The following is a 22,709-nucleotide window of genomic DNA, read 5'->3' as shown; positions in this document are numbered from 1 at the left end:
ACCACCTGTTGCCGTAATTGCTTTCTAGGCTAGCCTAGAGACAACAGTCAGCCAGGGGACCTTCCTCCATGATTCGCCGCGATGCCTTGCTGCTCGGCCTTTCCGCCGCCTTTGCCCTGAGCGTGCCCGCCTGGGCGCTCGACCGGGCCTTGACCCCCGAGGAGCAGCAGCTCATCGTCGATATCGGCACCCACAATTCGGCGATCCGCACCATGGTCGGCCGGTTCCTGCAGATCGACACCAATGGCGGCCGCACCGAGGGAACCTTCTTCCTCGAACGCCCCGACAAGATCGCCTTCCGCTATGCCCCGCCCAGCCGCGAGGAAATCGTCTCGGTCGGCCGCGGCTTCTACGTGCTCAACCGGCGTGACGAGACCTATTACGCCTATCCGCAGGATTCGATTCCGCTGCGGCAGTTCCTGGGCGACCAGATCAACCTGCTCAATGCCAATGTGGTCGATGTCACCTCGTCGGATGGCTACATGTCGATCACGGTCATCGACGAGACGGTGGCGGGCACCGTCCAGGTGTCGCTGATCTTCGATACCGACACCCTGGAACTGGCGCAGTGGAGCCTGGTCGAGCCCAGTGGGGCGGAACTGACCTTCTCGCTCTACGACGTGGAAAAGAACGTCGAGATTCCGCGGGCTTTCTTCTCCATCCCGGCGACCTACAAGCCGATGGAACAGTAGGCTCTTTCTGACCTCTCCCCCAAAGGAAGCGGTAAGAAGGGCCTATCTCCCCAGCATATAGATCGCCACCAGCCCGGCGGCACCCACCGCGATCCGCCACCAGGCGAAGGGGGCAAAACCGTATTTGCCGACAAAGCCGAGCAGGTATCGCACCACCAATGCCCCGACGATGAAGGCGGCGGCAAAACCCACGCCGACATTGAGCGCGAGGCTGGTGTCGATCAACTCGCGGCTCTTGTAGAGATCGTAGCCGAAAGCGCCGATCATGATCGGCAGGGCGATGAAGAAGGTGAATTCGGCCGCCGCCCGCTTGGACGCGCCGAACAGCATGGCGCCCACCACGGTCGAGCCCGAGCGCGACACGCCGGGCACCAGGCTCAGCATCTGGAACAGGCCCACGATCAGCGCCAGATGCCAGGGAAAGTGGTAGATATCGTCATATTTCGGCGTGAGTTTCAGGCGATCGACGACCAGCAGGATGACGCCGCCGATCAGCAAGGTCCAGCAGATGAGCTGCGCCGATTCCCAGAGATCGCCCTGGATGAAATCGCGCAGCAGGACGCCCGCCACCACCGCCGGCAGGCAGGCGAGAATGACCGCCAGCGCGAATTGCCAGGCATAGGCCTTGCCGGTCAGCGCATCGCGGATCAGCATGCCCAGCTTGGCGAAATAGACCGTGATCACGGCCAGGATCGCCCCGAGCTGGATGAGCACGATGAAGGTGGCCGGCTGGCTCAGCCCGAAGAAATGGCCGGCCAGCAGCAGGTGGCCGGTGGAACTGACGGGCAGGAATTCGGTAAGCCCTTCGAGAATTCCAAGGATCAGCGGCACAAAAAGACCTTGATCGGCGTTCATTTGATCCCCTAATTCAGTCCAGCGGGCCGGTAATGCTGGCAAGCTCTAGCGCTGTTCGCGATGTCAGCCAAGCAGCGGCCTCAAAAAGAGACGAGCGTCCAGATGCCGAGCCTCATCCATCATCCCCTCGATCCGTCCTCGCGGCTCATCCGCCTGATGTGCGCCGAATATGGCGTGCCGCTGGACATGGAGGAGATCAAGCCGTGGCTGCGCGAGCCGGAACTGCTGGAGATCAACCCGGCCGCCACCCTGCCTATCCTGATCGGCGATGGCGACCAGCCCATTGTCGGCGTGCTGGCGACCATCCACACGGTGGAAGACCTCTATACCCCGACCTCGGTCGAAGGCCTGATCCCGGCCGAACCGGGGCCGCGCGCCGAGATGTGGCGGATGATCGAATGGGTCATCGTCAAGCTCAGCGACGAAGTGACCCGCTATGTGCTGGAAGAAAAGATCGTCAAGCGCGACCATAAGGGCGCGACGCCGGACCCGGCCGTTCTGCGGGTGGCCAAGGCCAATCTCAACGAGCATATGCTCTATTTCAACTGGCTCTTCGCCAACCGGTCCTGGCTGGCAGGCGACACCCTGACCCTGGCCGATTTCGCCCTGGCGGCGCATCTGTCCACCCTCGACTATCTGGGCGATATCGACTGGGGCAAGGCCGGGGAGACCCGCGACTGGTATTCCCGCATCAAGTCCCGCCCGGCATTTCGGACCCTGCTCAATGACCGCGTCGTGGCCATGCCGCCGCAAAAGGGCTATGCCGACCTTGATTTCTGACACCAATTTTGTATATACAAAGGCATAGCTAATGCAGATCGATGGCTTCGATTGGGATGCCGGAAATCTGGAGAAATGCAGCAGCCACGGTGTCTCGCTGGTCGAGATCGAAAGCCTCTTCACAAGGCCGCACCGCATAACGCCGGATATGAAGCATTCCGGGGACGAAGAGCGGTTCCTCGCCATCGGCCACACCGATGCTGGCCGACCACTCTTCCTGGTGTTCACCACGCGGCTGAACGCTGGTCGGCTGTTAGTCCGGCCGATCAGTGCGCGGTACATGCATGTCAAGGAGTTCAGGCGCTATGAGTGGTAGGAAAGTCCCGCATTTCAAGTCCGATGAGGAAGCCGCCGCCTTTCTCGATCAGGACCTGTCCGATCTCGATTTCAGCCAGTTCAAGCCGTCGCCCTTCGAGTTCCATCCCAAGGCGGCGCAGTTGAACATGCGGCTGCCGGCGTCGCTGCTGGAGGCGTTGAAGAGCAAGGCCAAGGAGCGTGGCATTCCCTACACCCGCTATATTCGCCAGTTGCTCGAGCACGATATCGCCGGACGGTGACCCAGCTCGATACTGAAACCCTCGTCGCCGAACTGCGCGCCCGCGCATTGGCGCTTGGCTTTGACAGTTTCGGCATTGCGCCGGCCGATGCGCGGCCGGATCTGCCTGAAAAGCTCAATGCGGCGCTGGCGGCGGGCTGGCATGGCGATATGGAGTGGATGGCGGAAACCGCGGCGCGGCGGGGCTCTCCGCGGGGCATGTGGCCCGAAGCCCGGTCGGTGATCGTGCTGGGGATCAACTATGGGCCGGAGAGCGATCCGCTGGCCATCCTGGGCGAAAAATCGCTCGGCACCATCTCGGTCTATGCACGCAACCGGGATTATCACGAGATCATCAAGGGCAAACTCAAGGACATGGCGGGGCTGCTCGCGCGGCGGTCGGGCGCCGAGGTCAAGGTTTTCGTCGATACCGCGCCGCTGATGGAAAAGCCGCTGGCCGAGGCGGCGGGGCTCGGCTGGCAGGGGAAGCACACGGTCCTGGTGAGCCGGGAATTCGGTTCCTGGCTGTTTTTGGGTGCTATTCTAACCTCGGCCGAGCTGCCGGGGGATAACAAGCATGAGGAGAGCTGCGGCAGCTGCACGCGCTGCCTCGATATCTGCCCCACCAATGCCTTTCCGGCCCCTTTCCAGCTCGATGCCCGCAGGTGCCTCGCTTATCTCACGGTCGAGCATAAGAATCAGATTCCATTGGCTTTTCGCATCGCCATGGGCAATCGCATCTATGGCTGCGACGATTGCCTGGCGGTCTGCCCCTGGAACAAATTCGCCTCGGTGAGCCGCGAGGCAAAATTGCGGGCGCGGCAGGAGCTGGAACGGCCCCGGCTGGCGGACCTGGTGCAGCTCGACGATGCCGGGTTCCGGGCGCTGTTCGCCGGCTCGCCGATCAAGCGTATCGGGCTGGCGCGATTCCTGCGTAACGTCCTGATTGCCATCGGCAATTCCGGGGACGCATCGCTGATCCCGCTGGTCGAGGCGCGGCTCGATGCCGGTGAAACCATCGTGCGCGGCGCGGCGATCTGGGCGTTGCGGCGATTGGCGCCGGAGCGGGCCGAGCAGCTTCGGCTTGCCTATCTGGCGTGGGAAGGCGATAGCTCGGTGGCTGCCGAATGGACCGGGGATATCTGATGGACGCCTTCTTTTTCGGGCTGGGTTTTTCCTCCCGGGCCGCGTTAGCACGCTTAGGACCTGGTTCACACACTGTTAACGTTTCGGGTAGCGTCAGGACACAAAACAAGGCCGATCTGCTCACCGGACAGGGGGTGGATGCGCATGTTTTCGATGGCACCGCGCCGGGCGTCACCCTGGGTCCGAGCCTGCGCAAAGCCAGCCATGTGATCTTCTCGATTGCCCCCGGCGCCGAGGGCGATCCGGCATTGCTGCATCACCGGGCCGATCTCGACGCGGCGGAGAACCTGCAATGGCTCTGCTATTATTCCACGGTCGGGGTCTATGGGGATTTCGGCGGCGCCTGGATCGATGAAAGCGCGCCCCTGGTGCCGCGCAACGAGCGCAGCGACCGCCGGGTGCTGGCCGAACAGGTCTGGCGCGACTATGCGCGGGCGCGTGGCGTGAAGCTGGCGATATTGCGGCTGGCCGGCATCTATGGGCCTGGCCGTTCGACTTTCGACAAGCTCCGCGATGGCACGGCGCGCCGGGTGATCAAGCCCGGCCAGGTGTTCAATCGCATCCATGTCGAGGATATCGGCAGGGTGACGGCCCTGGCCGCCGCGGCGCGGCTCGACGGCACGTTCAACCTGGCCGATGACGAGCCGGCGCCGCCGCAGGACCTGGTCGGCCATGCGGCCGGCCTCATGGGCATGCAACCGCCGCCGGAAGTGCCCTACGAGCAGGCCGAATTCACGCCGATGCAACACAGCTTCTATGCCGACAACAAGCGCGTCTCCAACGCCGCCATCAAGCAGGCGTTGGGAATCGAACTGCTCTATCCCACTTATCGGGAAGGGCTCGCCGCCATTTACGAGACCGAGACATGACCCTGTCGCCCGCCAAATCCGCCCCCGACCGCATCGTGCTCGAAGGCCGCTATGTGCGGCTCGAACCGATCGAGCGGAAACACGCCGCCGATATCCTTGCCGTCTCGACCATGCCCGGCGGCGCCGAGCGCTATCGCTGGCTGTTCAGCCATGCCCCCGCGATGCTGGCCGATGTGGAGGCCCGCATAGACCAGAGCAATGCCGGGCCCGACCGCTATGTGGCGGTGGTCGATATCAGGACCGGCAGGGCGGTCGGACAGCAGGGCTGGATGCGTATCCGTCCCGAGCATGGCTCGATCGAGATCGGCGGCGTCTATTGGGGCCTGCCCATGGCGCGCACGCCGCTGGCCACCGAAGCGCTCTACCTGTTCGCCCGGCACGCCTTCGACGACCTGGGTTATCGGCGCTTCGAATGGAAATGCAACAACCGCAACGAGCCCTCCAAGGCGGCCGCCACCCGCTTCGGCTTCAAATATGAGGGCGTGTTCCGCCAGGACATGATCGTCAAGGGCGAGAACCGCGACACCGCCTGGTTCGCGATGATCGACGCCGAATGGCCGGCGCTGCGGGCGGAGTATGAGCGGTGGCTGAGCCCGGAGAATTTCGGGGCGGACGGGGTGCAGAAGACGAAGTTGGGCGCGCGGGGGTAGGGTTTGCGTTCTGGCGGCCGCACTCTCAGTCGACTCCCTCCCCCTTGAGGGGAGGGTAGCAAAGCCGGGCCGACAGGCCCTGGCGTAGCTAGGGTGGGGGTATCGGAGGCTCCTCGTACGTCGCGTTCGCGGAGAGATACCCCCACCCTGCTCGATTCAACGGGCTTAGCTGACGCTAAGTCCTATCTCGCTTCCCTCCCCACAAGGGGGAGGGTGGGTCCGGTGGCTGCCACCTATCCCTTCACCAGCCGCATCACCGCGTCCCTCAGTTGCGCCAGATCCTCGTCCCGGCTGAGCCGGTGGTCGCCATCGGGGATCAGGGTCAAGGTCACCGGGTCGTGCAGGATGTGGGTGACCAGCTTGATGGCGTGGGCCTGGGGCACGTCGGGGTCGGCGCCGCCCTGCAGGATGGTGACCGGGCAGCCGGTTTCGATGACGCCGCCGAACAGCAGGTGATTGGCGCCGTCCTCGATCAGGGCGCGGGTGATGCGGTAGGGTGTATCGGAATACTGGCTGGGCTGGTCGACATAGCCGTTATTCTGCAGCGATTCGTGCTCCTCGGGAGTGAAGGCGGGCAGCATCAGCTCCTGCGTCATGTCGGGGGCCGGCGCGATCAGCACGAGGCCGTGGGCATGGGCGCCGCGCGCCAGCAGGGCGCGGGCCAGCAGCAGAGCCAGCCAGCCGCCCATGGACGAGCCGACGATGATCTGGGGGCCGTTGGTGGTGGCCAGGACCGCCTCGGCCTCTTCGAGCCAGCGGCTGATGGTGCCCTGGTTGAAGTCGCCGCCCGATATGCCGTGACCGGAATAATCGAAGCGCGTGACCGCCAGCCCCTGTTCGGCGCCCAGCGCGTCGAGCGCCATGGCCTTGCCCCCCATCATGTCCGAGCGGAAGCCGCCGAGCCAGAAAATGCCGGGGGCCTTGCCTTCGCGCCGCGCGACGGCAATGTCGCGTGCGGCGGCGCCCGTGCCCACGGGGATGCGGAAGCTCTGCGGAGGTGATAGGATCATGGCACTTTCCGGTAAGGTGGATACGAAGCGTTAGCCAAGCTGGGCATCGACGCGGCGTTTCTGGCGTTTCAATGGCGCAACAGGCCGGATTTTCTGGTGGTTTGCCAGTTGACTTATGGTCCGCGTAACACGATTTTATGCGCGATTTCACCACCCGGCTTAACAACGCAAGGATCCTTTGCCATTCGTCGTCCCATGAGACCCGTCGCGCCCCAGAAAGATGGGCCGCCCTCTAATGAAGATATCACCAGCGCCGATGTTCAGCTCATCGATGCTGAAGGCGAGAACCGCGGGATCGTCAATACCCGCGCGGCCCTCGCAGAAGCCCAGGAACAGGGGCTGGACCTCGTTCTGATCTCTCCCAACGCCGTCCCGCCGGTCGCCAAGATGCTGGACCTCGGGCGCTTCAAGTATGCCGCGCAGAAGAAAGCTGCCGAGGCCCGCAAGAAGCAGAAGGTGATCGAGGTCAAGGAAGTCCAGCTGCGTCCGAATATCGACACGCATGACTACGAGACCAAGATGAAGGCGGTGGAGCGCTTCCTCGACGATGGCGACCGCGTCAAGGTCACCATGCGCTTCCGCGGCCGCGAAATGGCGCACCAGGAACTGGGCATGATGCTGCTCGTCAAGGTCAAGGACCAGTTCGAGGCCGTCGCCAAGGTGGAAAGCCAGCCGCGCTCGGAAGGCCGCCAGATGGTCATGGTGCTGGCGCCCAAGTAAGGGGTGTCGGGTTTGGAATAGAAAAAGGGCAGGTCCGGTGGGCCTGCCCTTTTGTTTGGCGCCGCGGCGGGGCTCCCTCTCCCCCTGGAGAGGGTGGGGGTGCGGGGTTCAGCACTGGTGAAAGACGCAGTGCCAGACGCAACGCTGAACCCCTCACCCGGCGCTATGCGCCGACCTCTCCCCTCAGGGGAGAGGCGACTTCTGCGACTTCATCGGCGGTGGGGATGGCCGGCTGGGCGCCGGGCTTGAGGCAGGCCAGGCTCGCCGCGACGGCGGCGCGGCGCATGGCGGCTTCCAGGTCTAGGCCGGCATCGAGCCCGGCGGCGAGATAGCCGCAGAAGGTGTCGCCGGCGCCAACCGTATCGACGGGCTTGACCGGCAAGGCGGGGACCGCGATGGCCTTGCCTTCCGCGGTGACGGCACGGGCGCCATCGCCGCCCAGCGTCACGATGACGGTCTGGTGGTGCCTGGCGGCCCAATCGGCCATGGCGGCATCGAGCTGGTCCATGCCGCTTCCGGTCAGCAGGGCAAATTCGGTTTCATTGGCGATGAGGATGGCCGCCTTGGGCGCGAGGGCGGCCGTGCTGTCGAGGAAGGGGGCGGTATTGAGGATGGCGGTGATGCCCTGGGCTTTCGCCAGGTCCAGCGCCCGCTCGGTCGCCGCCTGCGGGATTTCCTGCTGCACCAGCATGACGCCCCCGCTGACGCCCTTGAGGGCGGCATCGGCATCGGCGGCAGTCATGGCGCCATTGGCGCCCGGCAGGATGGCGATGACGTTTTCGCCGTGGCTGTCGACGAAGATCATGGCAATGCCGGTGGCGCCGTCGACCACCTTCATGGCGGACAGGTCCACGCCATCGGCTTTGAGCAAGGCGAGGGCGAGATCGGCAAAGGCGTCGTTGCCGACGCCCGAAACGTGGCGCACTTCGGCCCCGGCGCGGCGGGCGGCCAGGGCCTGGTTGGCGCCCTTGCCCCCGGCCGCCATCGAAAAGGTGCCGCCGGCCACGGTTTCGCCCGGCTTGGGCAGGCGGCTGACAGTGCCGATCTGGTCGAGATTGGTGGAGCCGAAGACGGTAATCATGCGAGCATCTTTTCCATGGTGTTCCAGTTGCGCGCCGTATCGAGCGCGCCTTTGCCGAGCCTGGCATAGAGGGGCTTCAGCACCGCCTCGATGCCTTCGGTATAGCGCCCATTGGGCTGGCGATAGCCGGCGATGTAAATCTCGCGCCGGTCTATGCGCAGGATTTTGGTGTGGCCGGGCAGGCTGTCGAGGGTCACGCCGGCCGGCAGCGGCTGGTCGAACAGCACCACATGCCGGGCCACGTCGGCGCCGGGATCGAGGCTGGCGAAGGGATGGCCTTCCAGCATGGCGCGCATTTCGGCCTCCGAGCGCAGCACCACGCCGACGGCAAAGCCGAAACGGGCCTCGATCAGCTTTTCGAGCTGTGCCTTGATCGTTTCGGCCTTGCCCGCGGCCGCGAAGCGCACATTGCCGCTGGCCACCACCGTCTTGACGGCGGTGAAGCCCGCCTCTTCGAGGCAGGCGCGCAGTTCGGCCATCTTGACCTGCCGCTTGCCCAGATTGATGCCGCGCAGGAAGGCGAACCAGAGGCCCATCAGGATTTCGCTTTCTGCGGATAGATGGTTTCGCCCTTTTCCAGCATCTCGACGAAGCCTGCTATCTTCCTGGCCCGAGCGGCCGGGGTCTTGAGATTGATGACGCGGAAGATCAGCGAGAAGCGGTTTTGCGCGGTGAGCGTGCGGTAGAAGTCCATGGCGGCGGGGCTGGCTTCGATCGCTGCCAGCAGGTCCGGGGGCGGATCCATGGTCGTCCGGTAGGAAGCGTCCCAGCGGCCGTCGGATTTGGCGAGTTCGACATGGCGCAGGCCGTGCCCGGTCATTTTGCCTTCATCGACCAGGCGGGCGACATTGGCCTTGTTGACGTCGCTCCAGGCGCTCTTCGGCTTGCGATGGGTATAGCGCTGCACGAAGCTTTCGGCGTCCCAACTCTTCTTGATCGCGTCGATCCAGCCCCAGCACAACACGACATCGATCGCTTCGACCGGCGTGATGGTGGGCTTGCCGCTGGCCTTCTTGAAGATGCGTATCCAGACTTCGTCTTGCTTGTCGTGGTTTTGCGCCAGCCAGTCGTAGAATTCGTCCTTGCTGGCAAACTCCCGGACCTTGGCCGGATCGACGACAACAGGAGCCATGGCTAGACCTCGGTCACACCGGCATCGGCGAGGATGGCTTGGAGCCTGGGATCGAGCAGGTCGGCCGGCGGCAGCTGGATGCCGAAGGCGCCCGAAAGCACCTCGCGCATTTCGGCCACGCTGGTCAGCAGCCGGCTTTCGGAGGGCTCGCCGGCACTATGGATGGTGAACCGGTTGTTGCGCAGGGCCAGCCGCTTGCCTGATGGCGACAGTGCTACGCGCAGCTCGCGGGTAAAGGGGGAATCGGTCGAGAGCATGAGATTGCTCGCGGCATAGTCGTCGGCGCTTTTTTCGGTGGTGTCGAACACGTAGAGCGCCCGCCAGTCCTCGCCGATCCGGGCTTCGAGCACCCAGTCCGGCTCGCCGCCGGTAAGGCGGAAGGTTTCGTGCGGGGTGGCTTGCTCGCTATCGGCCCGCAGCCGGAGCGGCGCCGTCAGCGTCAGCCCGCCAAAGCCGACATCGGCAATATAGGTGGCGCCCCCGATATCGACGGCCAGCAGCATATGCGTGGGCGGCCGGCCGGCCGCGCCGGGATCGGTCCACAGCACGCGCGCGGCCAGGCCCCGCACGGTGAAATCGAGATCGCGCAGCATCGCCATCAGCAGCAGGTTATGCTCGTAGCAATAGCCGCCGCGGCGGTCGGTGAGCAGCTTCTTTTCGAGGCTCGGCAGGTCGAGATTGACCGGCAGGCCCAGCAGCGGATTGAGGTTTTCGAAGGGGATCGCCGCCGGATGCAGCGCATGAATGAGTTCGAGAGTCGCCAAGGTCGGGGCGATCGATCCGGCGAAGCCGATTCGCTCGAAATAGGCGTTGAGATTGACCTTTTGGCTCATTGGCCACCCTTGCCGCAGTTTTCGTCCGGCGTGCAATATGGTCGATGAGGCCGCCGCTGTCACCGCCAGGGATGGCGATTTAGCCCGCGAGAGGGGCTGGACACGGCAGGATTGGTCCTAAGCCTGGGCCCTGCGGACGCGGATGACCACGTCGACATGGCTGACCTTCATGCCCTTGGGGGCCTCGGGCAGGCTGGCGAATTCGACCGAGGACGCGGGAATGTCGATCATCCGCTGCTCGTCTTCCACGTAGAAGTGATGATGGTCGGACGTGTCGGTGTCGAAATAGGAGCGCGAGGCATCCACCGCCACTTCGCGCAGGAGCCCCGCTTCGTGGAACTGGTGCAGCGTATTGTAGATGGTGGCCAGCGAGACATTGACGCGGGCATCGGAGGCCTCGCCATGCAGCTGCTCGGCGCTGACATGGCGGTGCGGCCCGCCGAACAGCAGCTCGGCCAGCGCCACGCGCTGACGGGTCGGGCGAAGACCGGCCATGCGCAGGACCGCGGTGAGGCAGGGCTTGCGCGACGGCATGGAACGGGCGGTCTGGGTACGATCGGTCATTGGGTCCTTGAACGTCGGAAGGGCCGGAATTGCTGGCTTCCTTATAGCTATGGCAGGAATTTCACACAAGCGGCAGGGGCGCCGCAGGCCCGGCTCTGCGCAGAATGGTCAAGAGGGCCTGACTTGACCCTCCCCCCGCGCGCCTATACGAGACGAAATACAAGGTTATCAGGGGTATCAAGGCATGGCCGAGCGGCAAAACGCATTTGGGTATGACGAGCTGCTGGCGCATGGCCGCGGCGAACTGCCCGGCCAGATGGACGCCCGCCTGCCGGCTCCCCCCATGCTGATGTTCGACCGCATCACCCAGATCGACGAGACCGGTGGCGCCTATGGCAAGGGCCAGGTGCGGGCCGAACTCGACGTCAATCCGGACCTGTGGTTCTTCAAATGCCACTTCATTGGCGATCCGGTCATGCCCGGCTGCCTCGGGCTGGACGCGGTGTGGCAGATGACCGGCTTTTTCCTCGGCTGGATCGGCCAGCCCGGCCGCGGCCGGGCCCTGGGCGGCGAGATCAAGTTCACCGGACAGGTGACCGACGACGTCAAGCTGGTCGAATACGGCATCGACATCAAGCGCGTCATGCGCTCGCGCCTGACGCTGGGCATTGCCGATGGCTGGGTGAAGGCCGATGGCAAGTTGATCTACGAGGCCAAGGATTTGCGCGTCGGGCTGTTTACCGACGCCCAGTTGCACGATCAGAAGGCAAGCGCCTGAAGCGGCCTTAAAGCCGCGCCGATCCGAACCATATAATGAGGCGCCGGCCCCAAGGGCGCCCGAGCAAGACGACAAAGCGAGGACACGATGAGACGAGTTGTCGTAACCGGCATGGGTATCATTTCCTCGATCGGCAATTCGCTGGACGAGGTGACCGCAAGCCTGCGCGCCGCCAAACCGGGCATTGTCGCCGCGCCCGATTATGCCGAGCTGGGTTTCCGCAGCCAGGTCAAGGGCGATCCGGGGCTCGATCCGTTCGAGATTCTCGACCGCCGCGTCACCCGCTTCATGGGCAAGGGCGCCGCCTGGAACTATCTCGCCATGCAGCAGGCCATAGCCGATGCGGGGCTGGAGGAAAGCGACATTTCCAACCCGATGACGGGCATCGTCATGGGGTCGGGCGGCGCTTCGACCCGCACCATCGTCGAGGCCGCCGACATCACCCGCAAGAATATGAGCCCCAAGCGCATCGGACCGCTGGCCGTGCCCAAGGCGATGGGGTCCACCGCCTCGGCGACTTTGGCCACGCCCTTCGGCATCAAGGGCATCAACTATACCATCACCGCCGCCTGCGCGACCTCCAAGCATTGCATCGGCAATGCCATGGAACAGATCATGCTGGGCAAGCAGGATATCGTCTTTGCCGGCGGCCACGAGGACCTCGACTGGACGCTCAGCGACCTGTTCGACGCCATGGGCGCCATGAGTTCCGACTTCAATGCCACCCCGGAAAAGGCCAGCCGCTGCTATGACGCGGCCCGCGACGGGTTCGTGATTTCGGGCGGCGCCGGGGTGCTGGTGCTGGAAGAATACGAGCATGCCAGGGCGCGCGGCGCCAGGATCTGGGCCGAGCTGGTGGGTTATGGCGCCACTTCGGACGGGCTCGACATGGTCGCCCCCTCGGGCGAAGGCGCCGAGCGCTGCATGCGCATGGCGCTGAAAAACGTCAGGCAGAAGGTGGATTATATCAACCCGCATGCCACCTCGACCCCGGTGGGCGACCTGCGCGAGATCGAGGCGATCCGCGCGCTGTTCGGCAACGAGGACAAATGCCCGCCCATCTCTGCCACCAAGTCGCTGACCGGCCACAGCCAGGGCGCGACCGGCGTGCATGAATCGATCTATTCAATCCTGATGATGAAGCACCGCTTCATCGCCGAAAGCGCCAATATCGAAGTGCTGGACCCGGCCTTCGAGGACATGCCGATCCTGCGCCAGCGGCGGGATGACGTGGATCTGGGCGTGGTGCTGAGTAATTCGTTCGGCTTCGGCGGGACGAACGCGGCGCTGGTGTTCAAGCATCCGGATGCTTGATTGGGCTTTGGGCCACTGATCTACCCCATACACCGAGTCCCCCCTTCTCCCCTTGAGGGAGAAGGTGCCCGAAGGGCGGATGAGGGGTCTCTTCTCTTGCTTCTGGCATGGGCGAGCGCAGCACCCCTCACCCTGGCCTTCCGCTGAACGCGTCAGGCCGTCCCTCTCCCTCAAGGGGAGAGGGGAAGTGGTTCAATACCCGAACTCGCTGAACCGCCCGCCCTTGCCGTCATAGGTCAGGACGCGGCCGATCAGTGGCTCGCCGATGCCGGTGATGAGCTTGATCGCTTCCATGGCCATCAGCGTGCCGATGACGCCGGTGAGCGGGCCGAGGATGCCCGTGGCTTCGCAGCTGGGCAGGTCGGCGTCGTCGGCCTCGGCGGGGTAGAGGTCGCCAAAGCGGGGGCCGCCGGGGGCGAAGACGGTGACCTGGCCGTCGAACATGGAGACGGCCCCGGAGACCAGCGGCAGGCCGAGGCTTTCGCAGGTGGCGGCGACGATGCGGCGGGTACTGAGATTGTCGGTGCCGTCGAGGACCAGGTCGTAGCCGGTGTGGATGGCCGCGGCATTGGTGGCGTCGAGGCGGGTGGTGTGGATGACGATGCTGACATGCGGATTGAGCGCATGGGCGAAGCGGCCGGCGCTTTCGGCCTTGCTGTCGCCGACGGTGGTGTGGATCACCTGGCGATGCAGGTTGGAGAGCGACACCGTATCGTGATCGACGATACCCAGCGTGCCGATGCCGGCGCCGGCGAGATAGGCGATGGCCGGACTGCCCAGCCCGCCTGCGCCCACCACCAGTACTCTGGCGCGCTTCAGCGCCTGCTGGCCCGCCCCGCCCATGCCCTTGAGCACCAGGTGCCGGCTATAGCGGCTTGTTTCCTCTGGTGAGAGCGGATCAGAGGCCAAGCGGCACCGCGATGAAGCGCCGGTCGGGGCCTTCGAAGCCCCCCGGATAGACCGAGATCAAGGCCACGGCATCGTCGACCGAGCCGGCATTGAAGGGCAAAACCACGCTATGAAGGCGGTAGGTCATCGGGCAGCCGCGCGAGCGGGGCAGGGCGCCGTCGCGGTGGATCAGCCGTTCGCCGCCCTCGTCGGCGATCACCAGTTCATAGCCCAGCGGCTCGACCGAGAACCAGTCGGCGCAGGGCGCCGCCGCCGTGGTGGGAAAGCTGCGCAGGCGCAGTTCATGGTCGCCCGTGACCTCGCCGGGACTGTAGCCGGGCGCGCCGAAATGCAGGCTCTGCCCGTCATTGCCGGGCGTGCCGTCGCCGATCAGTGCAGCAAATTCGGCCGGCACGTCGATGCCGAAGCCTGCAAGGTCGTCGGCCGCCTGCAACCGCACTTCGGCGCGGATATGGCTGAGCGTGAAGCCTTCGTCATCGGCCTGTTCGCGGATCGGCGTGCCGACGACCCAGGAATCTCTGTTGAGATCGACGATATAGAGGCTCGAATAGGCAAAGCCCGAGCCGTCCTGGATGCCAAATTCCTCGAAGGCGAAATATTGTCCGCTATCGGAATAGCCGATGATATCGACCAGCGCCCGGTCGCCGGCCAGAGCGGGACTGGCCAGCAGCGCCAGAGCGGCGCAAAGACTAGCGCCCCGTCGAGCCATACCCGCCTTCGCCGCGTTCGGTTGCATCGAGCGCCTCCCGTTCCTCGAATATGACCCGGCTGACCGGCGCCACCACCATCTGCGCGATGCGCTCGCCCCGGCGCACCGTAAAGGGCATGGTGCCATGATTGATCAGCAGCACCTTGACCTCGCCCCGATAGTCCGCATCGACCGTACCGGGGGAATTGAGCACGGTGATGCCGTGTTTGGCGGCGAGGCCCGAGCGTGGGCGAATCTGGGCTTCGTAGCCGAGCGGCAGGGCAATAGTGAGACCGGTGGGGATCATCGCCACCGCGCCGGGGGCGATGTCCACCACCACATCGGGCGCCAGCGCCGCCGCGAGGTCGAGCCCGGCTGCGCCCGGCGTCTGCTGGCGGGGCAGCGGCAGGCCCTCGCCATGCGCGAGCCAGACCAGGCCGATCGAAACAGGATCGCTCATCGGTAGCGACGCTCCACCGCTGCACGGACTCAAATGTTGCGGCGGCAATCTAGGGTTAAGTCATTGAATCGGCAAGCGGCTTACCAGGATGACAGGGTGACCAGCCGATAGAGCAAAGCCAGCATGGCGAGCCCGGTCACCCCGATCAGCCCCAGCAGCGCCCAGCGCAGCAGGCGATCGCGGCGCGGCGTCAGCTTGCCGGCATGGTAATCGGCCAAAGCCAGTTCGGCCTGCGCGGCGATAACCGGCAGGCGGCCCGCCGCTTCAGCAATGACCTTGAAATGATCCTTGAAGTCTTCCAGGCGCCCGAGCGGCCCGGCTTCCTTGCGCAGCCAGTCGCCCACCACCGGCTCGGCCACGGTCCAGATATCGAGATCGGGATCGAGCGCGCGGGCCACGCCCTCCACCAGCACCATGGATTTCTGCAGCAGCACCAGCTCGGGGCGGGTCTGCATGTCGAACAGGTCGGTGATGGTGAAGAGCTGACCCAGCACCTTGGCCATGGAAATATCCGACGCGGTGCGGCCATGCAGCGGCTCGCCGATGGAGCGGATGGCCAGGGCGAAGTCGTCGACCGACTGATCCCCGGGGACATAGCCGATGTCGAAATGCCGCTCGGCCACCAGGCGATAATTGCGGGTGATGAAGCCGTAGAGGATATCGGCAAGGAACCGCCGTTCCTTGCGGTTGATGCGGCCCATAATGCCGAAATCGACGGCGATGACGTCGCCGGTTTTCGGATCGGCGAAGAGATTGCCCGGATGCATGTCGGCGTGAAAGAAGCCGTCGCGGATGGCATGCCGCAGGAAGCTCTGCAGCAGCTTTGATGCCAGCGCCTTGCGATCGACGCCCGCTGCGTCGAGCGCCGCATGCTCGCGGATGGGGATGCCGTCGACCCAGCTCGTGGTCAGTACATTCTGGGCGACATGGTCCCAGCTCACGGTGGGAATGACGAAGCCGGTATCGTCCTTGATATTCTCGGCCATTTCGGAAATGGCGGCGGCTTCGAGCCGCAGATCGAGTTCGAGCCGGGCAGAGCGGTCGAGGGTTTCGACGACTTCGGTGGGGCGCAGCCGGCGCGTCGAGCGCACCAGCCCTTCGGCCAGGCGCGCCGCGGCATAGAAGCTCTCGATATCGGCCATGAAGCGGGCCTCGACGCCGGGGCGGAGGATTTTGACCGCCACGGTCCGGGGCAGGCCGCTGGCCGGCTTGAGCCGCGCCTTGTGCACCTGGGCGATGGAGGCGGCGGCGACGGGCGGGGAAAGCTCGGTGAGTTCGGCCGCCCTGTCGCCCAAAGCGGCGGCGAGAATGGCGGGGACCAGGGCCGGGTCGAACGGCTCCATCTTGTCCTGGAGGCCCGAGAGGTCATTGGCGATCTGGGCGCCGACCACATCGGGGCGGGTCGCCAGTGTCTGGCCGAATTTCACATAGGTCGGGCCCAGCCGGTTGAGCGCCTTGTTGAGGCGTTCCACATGCCCGGTCCTGCGCACGCTGGGGCGCTCCACCAGCCGCCCGAGCCAGATGCCGAAGCGCAGCGGCGCGAGGGCCGGGGGAAGCTCGCCGGGAATGGACAGCGCGCCTTCGCGGGCCAGGACATAGCCGGCCCGGAACAGGCGGAAATAGGCGGAGAGGATCATGTTTCTTCCTTACCTCTCCCTTCGGGGGAGAGGTCGGGCTTGGCAAGGCGAAGTCGTCGCCCGATCAAATCTTCCACCCCGAGAACAGTGTGGCGATATTGCCGGTGAAGGGCGTGTGCTTGACCCTGCTGAAGCCGGCCGTGGCCAGCATGGCGGAGAAGGCCTGCGGATTGGGGAATTTGCGGATCGATTCCACGAAATACTGGTAGGGCTGGGCATCGCCGGTCACCAGCCTGCCCATGGGTGGGATGACGCGGTCGGAATAGAGCTTGTAGACCGTGTCGAACCCCGGCACGTCGACCTGGGAAAATTCGAGCACGAGGATGCGGCCGCCGCGCTTGAGCACGCGATGGGCCTCGTTGAGCGCCTTTTGAACGCGCGGCACGTTGCGGATGCCGAAGGCGATCGTATAGGCGTCAAAGCTGTTATCCGCGAAGGGCAGTTCCTCCGCATTGGCTTCGACGAAGCTCGCCTGCGCCGGATAGCGCCAGGACTTGGCGCGTTCGGCGCCGACGCGCAGCATGTCGGCATTGATGTCGGACACCACGACTTCGGCATAGCCGACCGAAGCATTGATGATGCGCTCGGCGATGTCGCCGGTGCCGCCGGCCATGTCGAGCACCCGGTAGGGGCGCGAGCCGGTCCTGGGCGCGGCCAGTTCGTTGACCAGGCCATCCTTCCAGATGCGGTGGATGCCGGCGCTCATCAGGTCGTTCATCAGGTCGTAGCGATCCGCCACGTCGTGGAAGACCTTGTTGACCAGGCCCTGCTTGTCGCCCATCGCCACGGTCTGTTCGCCGAAATGGGTGGTTTCCTGCGCGTCGGTCATGGCTGGGTCAATCCGTTCCGGATAGAGCAATACGTTTCGTATTGACGGTATATATAAGGCCATGGCGGTTGCCCATGGTGCAAAGCCGCACAGGTAAAGAGACAAAAAATGCCCGAACTGCCCGAGGTCGAAACCGTCCGCCGTGGTCTCGAGCCCTGGCTGGTCGGGGCGCGCATCGATCACGTGACGCTCAACCGCAAGGATCTGCGCTTTCCCTTTCCCGCGGGACTGGCCGAGGCGCTGGAGGGGCAGTCCATCGTCTCGGTGGGCCGGCGGGCCAAATATCTTCTTGTGGCCCTCTCCAGCGGCAAGACCGTGCTGAGCCATCTGGGCATGACTGGCTCTTGGCGCTTTGCCGAGCATGGCATCGACAAGCCGCCGCGCTATTACGAGCCGGGCACCGAGCCCAAACACGACCATATGGTGTGGGACATCACCCACCCCGAACACGGCAAGAGCCACCTGATCTATGCCGATCCGCGCCGCTTCGGCTTTATCGATCTCTATGATGACGTGGCGGACAGTCCCTATCTCAAAGACCTCGGGCCCGAGCCGCTGGGCAATGACTTCAATGCCGGGGAGATGGCCGCTGCCTTCAAGGGCAAGAAGGCCCCGATCAAGGCGGCTTTGCTCGACCAGCGCGTGGTGGCGGGGCTGGGCAATATCTATGTTGCCGAGGCTTTGCACCGCAGCCATATCCTGCCCACCATATTGGCGGGGACGCTGGTGACGGCAAAGGGCGCGCCCAAGCCGGCGCTGGAGGACTTGGCCCATGCGGTGCGCCGGGTGCTGACCGAGGCCATCGAGGTGGGCGGCTCGACCCTGCGCGACTTCCGCAATGCCGAGGGCGGCTCGGGCTATTTCCAGCACCGGTTTGCCGTCTATGACCGGGAAGGCGAGCCCTGCCCGACCCCGATGTGCACCGGGACGGTGCAAAGGATCGTGCAGTCGGGGCGCTCGACGTTTTTCTGCCCCGTCTGCCAGAAGGCGCCTTGAGCGGCTTTGGCGGCATTGCCACCCCCTGAATCCAGTTGACGCTTCCCCGCCTTTCCCCTATAGACCGGCCAACTTGGCGGCAGTCGAAAGCCGCCGATTTCATTTCATGCCGGACGACTGCTGCGCGACACGCGTGCAAGCGGCCGGTTGGACGCCAAGAGGACCGTTATGGCCAATACGCCGTCAGCCAAGAAGGCTACCCGCAAGATCGAAGCCCGCACCGCGGTCAACAAGTCGCGTCGTTCGCGCGTGCGCACCTTCATCCGCAAGGTCGAGGAAGCCATCGTGGCCGGCGATCACAAGGTTGCCATGGAAGCCCTCAAGGCTGCCGAGCCCGAGATCAACCGCGCCGCGACCAAGGGCATCGTCCATGCCAACCTGGCCGCCCGCAAGGTCAGCCGCCTCAATAACCGGGTCAAGGCGCTCAGCGTCTGATCCGGGTTCGCCGCGGCGCCTTTAAAGCGCGGCCACGGCCAGGAAATTCGGGCTCCCCTGGGAGCCCTTTTTCTTTGTATGGTAGACGGGCAAGTATTTTCCGAATGGAATGCTCCGTGTCATCGGCGTGACAGCCGGGTGACTGGATCGCCCAGATGAGGGAAATGGACGTTTTGCCAGAAGTTTCAGTCGCTTAGCGGTTTGTTGCAGCTTCTTCCGGGCATTGCGGGACGGTGTCTTACGGTAAAGTCAGGCCGCTGCCGAAATAATATTTTTACTGCGTGGCGAGGGCTAAGGTTTGGAATCTGCGTTGAGTCACAGGCCCTTGGTTTGAGGGACTTTGGCGGGGCCGGGCAACCGAAAATGACATCCTCGGAGTCAAGCCCCCATTTTGCAGATTCCACGGTTGCAGCCCCAAAATCGTCCCTCTACAGTAATCTGGCCAGCGCGAAAATGGACACCAGAAACGAGTGTCCGGCAGTGACTGGCGGGGTCATTTTTCGGGGCGTTGGTTTTCAGCTTCTCGGCAGTTGATGTCGTTAGGCGTTTCATTCCGGTAAGGGTTGTGTTGGTAGCGAGTTTGGCTTCCGGTCCGATCAGGATCGGCGGATTTCAGTAAAGCCTTCGGCCGCATAGGCCGGGTTCACGACAGGAACGAGTTTTGAAGCCGGTGGCTTTCCCGCCGGACAGAAAATGCGCCCGTCTCAATCGGGCGTGGTGGCGAAGCCATGGCCGATGGACTGCAGGGTCCGGGGACGCGGTTCAACAGGGCAGACAGCCGTACGCGCTTTGCGGGCCGGACGGATCGAACAGAAATGGGGCACTTCACGATGATGCGACAGGTCACTGCCGGAAGGGACGATCGGGCTCAGCCCAATTCCTCTTCCTCTCTCCCGATCACCAAAGGCGAAAAACCTGTCATGACCACCTCCGACACCTCCGAAGGTCAGCGCGAACTCTGGAACCGGGTGCGCGCCCGCCTCAAGACCGGCGTCGGCGAGGATGTGTTTACCTCCTGGTTCGCCCGCCTCGAGCTTGAGGAAATGGTCGAGGACGTGGTGCATCTGTCGGCCCCCACGCGGTTCCTCTGTTCCTGGGTCCAGTCCAACTATGCCGACCGGATCCTGGAAGCCTTCCGGCAGGATGCCGAAGAGGTGGCCCGCATCCAGGTGACCCTGCGCGTCAACGGCCAGGCCCGCCCCCGCCTGGCCCAGCCCCATGCCGAGCCCGCCTCGCCCAGCGAAGCCGCCGCCCCTTCGGTGACCGCCGCCCCCGCGCCGATGCACCAGCCGCGCCTGGTGCGCGACAATTCCGCCGCCAAGGGCGACGCCCTGGCTGGCAGCGCCATCGATCCGCGCATGACCTTCGACAGTTTCGTCGGCGGCTCGGCCAATGAAATGGCCCTCGGCGTCGCCAAGCAGATCGCCCAGGCCGTTACCAACAATACGGTGAGCTTCAACCCGGTCTATATCCATTCCACGGTGGGCCTGGGCAAGTCGCACCTGCTCAACGCCATCGCCCATCAGGTGCAGCAGGCCGATCCGACCAAGAACATCGTCTATCTCACCGCCGACCATTTCATGTACCACTTCATTGCCGCCGTGCAGCGCCAGTCGGCGCTCGGCTTCAAGGACTGGCTGCGCCGGGTCGATCTCCTGCTGATCGACGACATGCAGTTCCTGCAGGGCAAGTCGGCCACCGAATTCGGCCACACGCTGGGCACGCTGCTGACCGGCGCCAAGCAGGTCGTGGTGGCCGGCGATGCGCCGCCGCGCGATCTCGAAATGCTCGACGAGCGCATCCGCTCCCGCTTGTCGGGTGGCCTGGTGGTGCCGATCTCGGGCTTCGACCTCGACCTGCGCAAGGCCATCGTGCAGCGCCGCGCCGAACAGTCGGCCGCCCGCTATGGCATGCATTTCCCTGCCCCTGTCATCGACTATGTCGCCCGCGCCGTGGTGAGCCATGGCCGCGACCTCGACGGTGCCGTCAACCGGCTGGTGGCCGCCAACCAGTTGACCGGCGAACTCATCACCGTGCCGCTGGCCGAAAAGACGCTGGGCGACCTGATCCGCTCGCGCGAAGCCCGCCGCGTTCGCATCGAGGACATCCTCAAGATCGTCTCGCGCCACTACAAGGTGCCGCGCAACGAATTGCTGTCGGCGCGCCGCAGCCGCGACGTGGTGCGTCCGCGCCAGATCGCCATGTTCCTGGCCAAGGCGCTGACGAGCCGTTCGCTGCCGGAAATCGGCCGGCGCTTCGGCGGCCGCGACCACACCACCGTTCTCCACTCGGTCCGCAAGGTCGAGCAGATGATCAAGGATGACGTGGAACTGGCGCAGGAGATCGAACTGCTGAAGCGCATGCTCGAAGAATAGGGATCCCATTCCGGGAGCGAAGCGGACGTTACCTCTCCCCTGAGGGGAGAGGTCGACCCGAAGGGTCGGGTGAGGGGTTCAGCGCAGCAGCGGTCATTGCGCCTTTCATCAGCACTGAACCCCTCACCCCACCCTCTCCCCTCAGGGGAGAGGGAGCCCACGCTCCGAGACGAACAAGGCATGCTTGTGTAAAGCGTTGGCAATCGGGCTCTCGCCCTTGCCTTTGCGGTCACAAATTGTAAATGTCCAAGCCCCGGTTCGCCGGGGCTTTTGCCGTCCGCGTACCGCCAGGAAGTGCCCGAATGAAAGTCACGCTCGAACGCAATCATCTGCTCAAGTCGCTGGGCCATGTGCATCGGGTGGTGGAGCGGCGCAATACCTACCCGATCCTGGCCAACGTGCTGTTCAAGGCCAGCGACGACAAGGTCGAATTGCGCGCCACCGACCTCGATATCGAGGTGACCGAAAGCGTGCCGGCCATGGTCTCGACCTCGGGCACCACCACCGTTCCGGCCCATACGCTCTACGAAATCGTGCGCAAGCTCAGCGATGGCGCCGAAGTGCGGCTGGAAACCGATGGCGGCGAGAACATGGTTCTCACCTCCGGCCGCTCGCGCTTCAACCTGGCCTGTTTGAGCCCCGACAGCTTCCCCGATCTCAAGTCGGGCAGCTTCGGCCACGAATTCACCCTGCCTGCCTCGGCCCTGCGCGAGCTGATCGAGCGGACCCAGTTCGCCATCAGCAATGAAGAGACGCGCTACTATCTCAACGGCATCTATTTCCATACCGTCGATGTGAGCAATGCCGGCACCGTGTTGCGCGCCGTGGCCACCGATGGTCACCGCATGGCCCGCGCCGAAATAGAGGCGCCGGCGGGCGCCAAGGGCATGCCGGGCATCATCGTGCCCAAGAAGACCGTGGGCGAAGTGCAGAAGCTGCTCGACGGCGCCGAGGGCGACGTTTCGGTGGAGGTTTCCGATACCAAGATCCGCTTCACCGTGGGTTCGGTGGTGCTGCTCAGCAAGCTCATCGAAGGCACTTTCCCCGATTACGACCGGGTGACGCCCAAGAACAACGACAAGCAGATGAATGTCGACCGGGCGAGCTTTGCCACCGCCGTCGATCGCGTCTCGACCATTGCCTCGGATCGCGGCGGCAAGGCCGTCAAGCTGCAGGCCAGCAATGGCCTGCTGGAACTGTCCGTGACCAATCCCGACCACGGCACGGCTAGCGAGGAGCTGGCGGTGGATTTCGATACCGACGGTTTCGAGATCGGTTTCAATGCCCGCTACCTGCTCGATATCATCGGACAGATCCGCTCGGACAATGCGGTCTTCATGTTCAACGACGCTGGCTCGCCGACCCTGGTGCGCGACGATGGCGAGACGCGGGCGCTCTATGTGCTGATGCCGATGCGCGTCTAGATGCTCGTTCCTCTCTTCCCTTCTCCCCTCGTGGGAGAAGGTGCCCGAAGGGCGGAT

Annotated in this window: 26 protein-coding genes; 14 read left to right on the top strand and 12 right to left on the bottom strand. The window is 64.5% G+C overall.

The window, feature by feature from the left end; genetic code table 11:
- Positions 1–68 precede the first annotated feature (68 nt).
- On the top strand, positions 69–692 hold the full coding sequence (locus tag ASD04_RS09450) for an outer membrane lipoprotein carrier protein LolA (protein WP_056230864.1): 624 nt from the start codon (positions 69–71) through the stop codon (positions 690–692).
- Between the two features lie 42 nt (positions 693–734).
- On the opposite strand, the gene ASD04_RS09445 is transcribed toward ASD04_RS09450, so the two are convergent.
- Complete coding sequence (locus ASD04_RS09445) at positions 735–1,547, bottom strand: undecaprenyl-diphosphate phosphatase (RefSeq protein ID WP_056255725.1); 813 nt, start codon at positions 1,545–1,547, stop codon at positions 735–737.
- 102 nt (positions 1,548–1,649) lie between these two features.
- On the opposite strand from ASD04_RS09445, the gene ASD04_RS09440 reads away from it, so the two are divergent.
- From ASD04_RS09440 to ASD04_RS09415, 6 genes are all read left to right on the top strand, one after another.
- Positions 1,650–2,327: a glutathione S-transferase family protein gene (locus ASD04_RS09440; protein ID WP_056230860.1), complete on the top strand. Its 678-nt coding sequence runs from the start codon at positions 1,650–1,652 to the stop codon at positions 2,325–2,327.
- Positions 2,328–2,358: 31 nt separating this feature from the next.
- Positions 2,359–2,643 (top strand): BrnT family toxin, encoded by a 285-nt coding sequence (locus ASD04_RS09435; RefSeq protein ID WP_056255724.1) that lies wholly within the window; start codon positions 2,359–2,361, stop codon positions 2,641–2,643.
- Positions 2,633–2,884 (top strand): BrnA antitoxin family protein, encoded by a 252-nt coding sequence (locus ASD04_RS09430; protein ID WP_056255722.1) that lies wholly within the window; start codon positions 2,633–2,635, stop codon positions 2,882–2,884. The genes ASD04_RS09435 and ASD04_RS09430 overlap by 11 nt, the downstream gene beginning before the upstream one ends.
- Positions 2,881–4,008: a tRNA epoxyqueuosine(34) reductase QueG gene (gene queG, locus ASD04_RS09425; protein WP_056255720.1), complete on the top strand. Its 1,128-nt coding sequence runs from the start codon at positions 2,881–2,883 to the stop codon at positions 4,006–4,008. The genes ASD04_RS09430 and queG overlap by 4 nt, the downstream gene beginning before the upstream one ends.
- Positions 4,009–4,142: 134 nt before the next feature.
- Positions 4,143–4,877 (top strand): NAD-dependent epimerase/dehydratase family protein, encoded by a 735-nt coding sequence (locus ASD04_RS09420; RefSeq protein ID WP_244488292.1) that lies wholly within the window; start codon positions 4,143–4,145, stop codon positions 4,875–4,877.
- Entirely contained in the window at positions 4,874–5,527 is a 654-nt protein-coding gene (locus ASD04_RS09415) for a GNAT family protein (RefSeq protein ID WP_056255716.1), read from the top strand. The genes ASD04_RS09420 and ASD04_RS09415 overlap by 4 nt, the downstream gene beginning before the upstream one ends.
- A 233-nt stretch (positions 5,528–5,760) precedes the next feature.
- On the opposite strand, the gene ASD04_RS09410 is transcribed toward ASD04_RS09415, so the two are convergent.
- Positions 5,761–6,537 (bottom strand): alpha/beta hydrolase, encoded by a 777-nt coding sequence (locus ASD04_RS09410; RefSeq protein WP_056255714.1) that lies wholly within the window; start codon positions 6,535–6,537, stop codon positions 5,761–5,763.
- Positions 6,538–6,720: 183 nt separating this feature from the next.
- Here ASD04_RS09410 and infC point away from each other — a divergent pair, with 183 nt between their 5' ends.
- Positions 6,721–7,257 carry a translation initiation factor IF-3 gene (gene infC / locus ASD04_RS09405; protein ID WP_200940256.1) on the top strand — a complete coding sequence of 179 codons (537 nt, stop codon included), beginning with the start codon at positions 6,721–6,723 and terminating at the stop codon, positions 7,255–7,257.
- 163 nt (positions 7,258–7,420) lie between these two features.
- Here the strand turns inward: infC and ASD04_RS09400 are convergent, their stop codons facing one another.
- The 5 genes from ASD04_RS09400 to irrA form a co-directional block, all read right to left on the bottom strand.
- On the bottom strand, positions 7,421–8,338 hold the full coding sequence (locus ASD04_RS09400) for a ribokinase (protein ID WP_056255710.1): 918 nt from the start codon (positions 8,336–8,338) through the stop codon (positions 7,421–7,423).
- Positions 8,335–8,874, bottom strand: a complete 540-nt coding sequence (locus tag ASD04_RS09395) for a DUF1697 domain-containing protein (RefSeq protein ID WP_056255708.1) — start codon at positions 8,872–8,874, stop codon at positions 8,335–8,337. Before ASD04_RS09395 ends, ASD04_RS09400 begins: the two co-directional genes overlap by 4 nt.
- Positions 8,874–9,470: a YdeI/OmpD-associated family protein gene (locus ASD04_RS09390; protein WP_056255707.1), complete on the bottom strand. Its 597-nt coding sequence runs from the start codon at positions 9,468–9,470 to the stop codon at positions 8,874–8,876. The genes ASD04_RS09395 and ASD04_RS09390 overlap by 1 nt, the downstream gene beginning before the upstream one ends.
- Before the next feature lie 2 nt (positions 9,471–9,472).
- The gene (locus ASD04_RS09385; RefSeq protein WP_082531120.1) at positions 9,473–10,303 is read right to left on the bottom strand and encodes an arylamine N-acetyltransferase; all 831 of its coding nucleotides are present in this window, start codon (positions 10,301–10,303) and stop codon (positions 9,473–9,475) included.
- A gap of 117 nt (positions 10,304–10,420) precedes the next feature.
- Positions 10,421–10,837: an iron response transcriptional regulator IrrA gene (irrA, locus tag ASD04_RS09380; RefSeq protein WP_056256561.1), complete on the bottom strand. Its 417-nt coding sequence runs from the start codon at positions 10,835–10,837 to the stop codon at positions 10,421–10,423.
- A gap of 214 nt (positions 10,838–11,051) precedes the next feature.
- On the opposite strand from irrA, the gene fabA reads away from it, so the two are divergent.
- Together fabA and fabB are read left to right on the top strand one after the other, a co-directional pair.
- Entirely contained in the window at positions 11,052–11,585 is a 534-nt protein-coding gene (fabA, locus tag ASD04_RS09375) for a 3-hydroxyacyl-[acyl-carrier-protein] dehydratase FabA (RefSeq protein WP_056255705.1), read from the top strand.
- 87 nt (positions 11,586–11,672) lie between these two features.
- Complete coding sequence (gene fabB / locus ASD04_RS09370) at positions 11,673–12,899, top strand: beta-ketoacyl-ACP synthase I (protein ID WP_056255702.1); 1,227 nt, start codon at positions 11,673–11,675, stop codon at positions 12,897–12,899.
- Between the two features lie 192 nt (positions 12,900–13,091).
- Here fabB and moeB read toward each other — a convergent pair whose 3' ends face one another.
- The 5 genes from moeB to ubiE form a co-directional block, all read right to left on the bottom strand.
- On the bottom strand, positions 13,092–13,808 hold the full coding sequence (gene moeB, locus ASD04_RS09365; protein ID WP_056255700.1) for a molybdopterin-synthase adenylyltransferase MoeB: 717 nt from the start codon (positions 13,806–13,808) through the stop codon (positions 13,092–13,094).
- Positions 13,798–14,517, bottom strand: coding sequence for a DUF2259 domain-containing protein (locus ASD04_RS09360; protein ID WP_056255699.1), 720 nt, complete (start codon positions 14,515–14,517; stop codon positions 13,798–13,800). Before ASD04_RS09360 ends, moeB begins: the two co-directional genes overlap by 11 nt.
- Positions 14,498–14,956 carry a dUTP diphosphatase gene (gene dut / locus ASD04_RS09355; RefSeq protein ID WP_056255697.1) on the bottom strand — a complete coding sequence of 153 codons (459 nt, stop codon included), beginning with the start codon at positions 14,954–14,956 and terminating at the stop codon, positions 14,498–14,500. The genes ASD04_RS09360 and dut overlap by 20 nt, the downstream gene beginning before the upstream one ends.
- An 80-nt stretch (positions 14,957–15,036) precedes the next feature.
- Positions 15,037–16,593 carry a 2-polyprenylphenol 6-hydroxylase gene (gene ubiB, locus ASD04_RS09350; protein WP_056255695.1) on the bottom strand — a complete coding sequence of 519 codons (1,557 nt, stop codon included), beginning with the start codon at positions 16,591–16,593 and terminating at the stop codon, positions 15,037–15,039.
- A gap of 64 nt (positions 16,594–16,657) precedes the next feature.
- Positions 16,658–17,422 (bottom strand): bifunctional demethylmenaquinone methyltransferase/2-methoxy-6-polyprenyl-1,4-benzoquinol methylase UbiE, encoded by a 765-nt coding sequence (gene ubiE, locus ASD04_RS09345; protein WP_056255693.1) that lies wholly within the window; start codon positions 17,420–17,422, stop codon positions 16,658–16,660.
- A 108-nt stretch (positions 17,423–17,530) separates the two neighbouring features.
- Between ubiE and mutM the strand changes: the two genes are divergently transcribed.
- The 4 genes from mutM to dnaN all read left to right on the top strand — a co-directional run bounded on the left by mutM (position 17,531) and on the right by dnaN (position 22,652).
- Positions 17,531–18,418, top strand: a complete 888-nt coding sequence (gene mutM, locus ASD04_RS09340) for a bifunctional DNA-formamidopyrimidine glycosylase/DNA-(apurinic or apyrimidinic site) lyase (protein ID WP_056255691.1) — start codon at positions 17,531–17,533, stop codon at positions 18,416–18,418.
- Between the two features lie 168 nt (positions 18,419–18,586).
- Positions 18,587–18,853: a 30S ribosomal protein S20 gene (rpsT, locus tag ASD04_RS09335; RefSeq protein WP_056255689.1), complete on the top strand. Its 267-nt coding sequence runs from the start codon at positions 18,587–18,589 to the stop codon at positions 18,851–18,853.
- Between the two features lie 920 nt (positions 18,854–19,773).
- Entirely contained in the window at positions 19,774–21,228 is a 1,455-nt protein-coding gene (dnaA, locus tag ASD04_RS09330) for a chromosomal replication initiator protein DnaA (protein WP_056255688.1), read from the top strand.
- Positions 21,229–21,530: 302 nt separating this feature from the next.
- Positions 21,531–22,652, top strand: coding sequence for a DNA polymerase III subunit beta (dnaN, locus tag ASD04_RS09325; protein ID WP_056255686.1), 1,122 nt, complete (start codon positions 21,531–21,533; stop codon positions 22,650–22,652).
- The last annotated feature ends 57 nt before the right edge of the window (positions 22,653–22,709 follow it).

This window comes from Devosia sp. Root436 (assembly GCF_001426345.1).
Taxonomy (GTDB): domain Bacteria; phylum Pseudomonadota; class Alphaproteobacteria; order Rhizobiales; family Devosiaceae; genus Devosia.
This window is presented reverse-complemented; position numbering and strand designations above follow the sequence as displayed.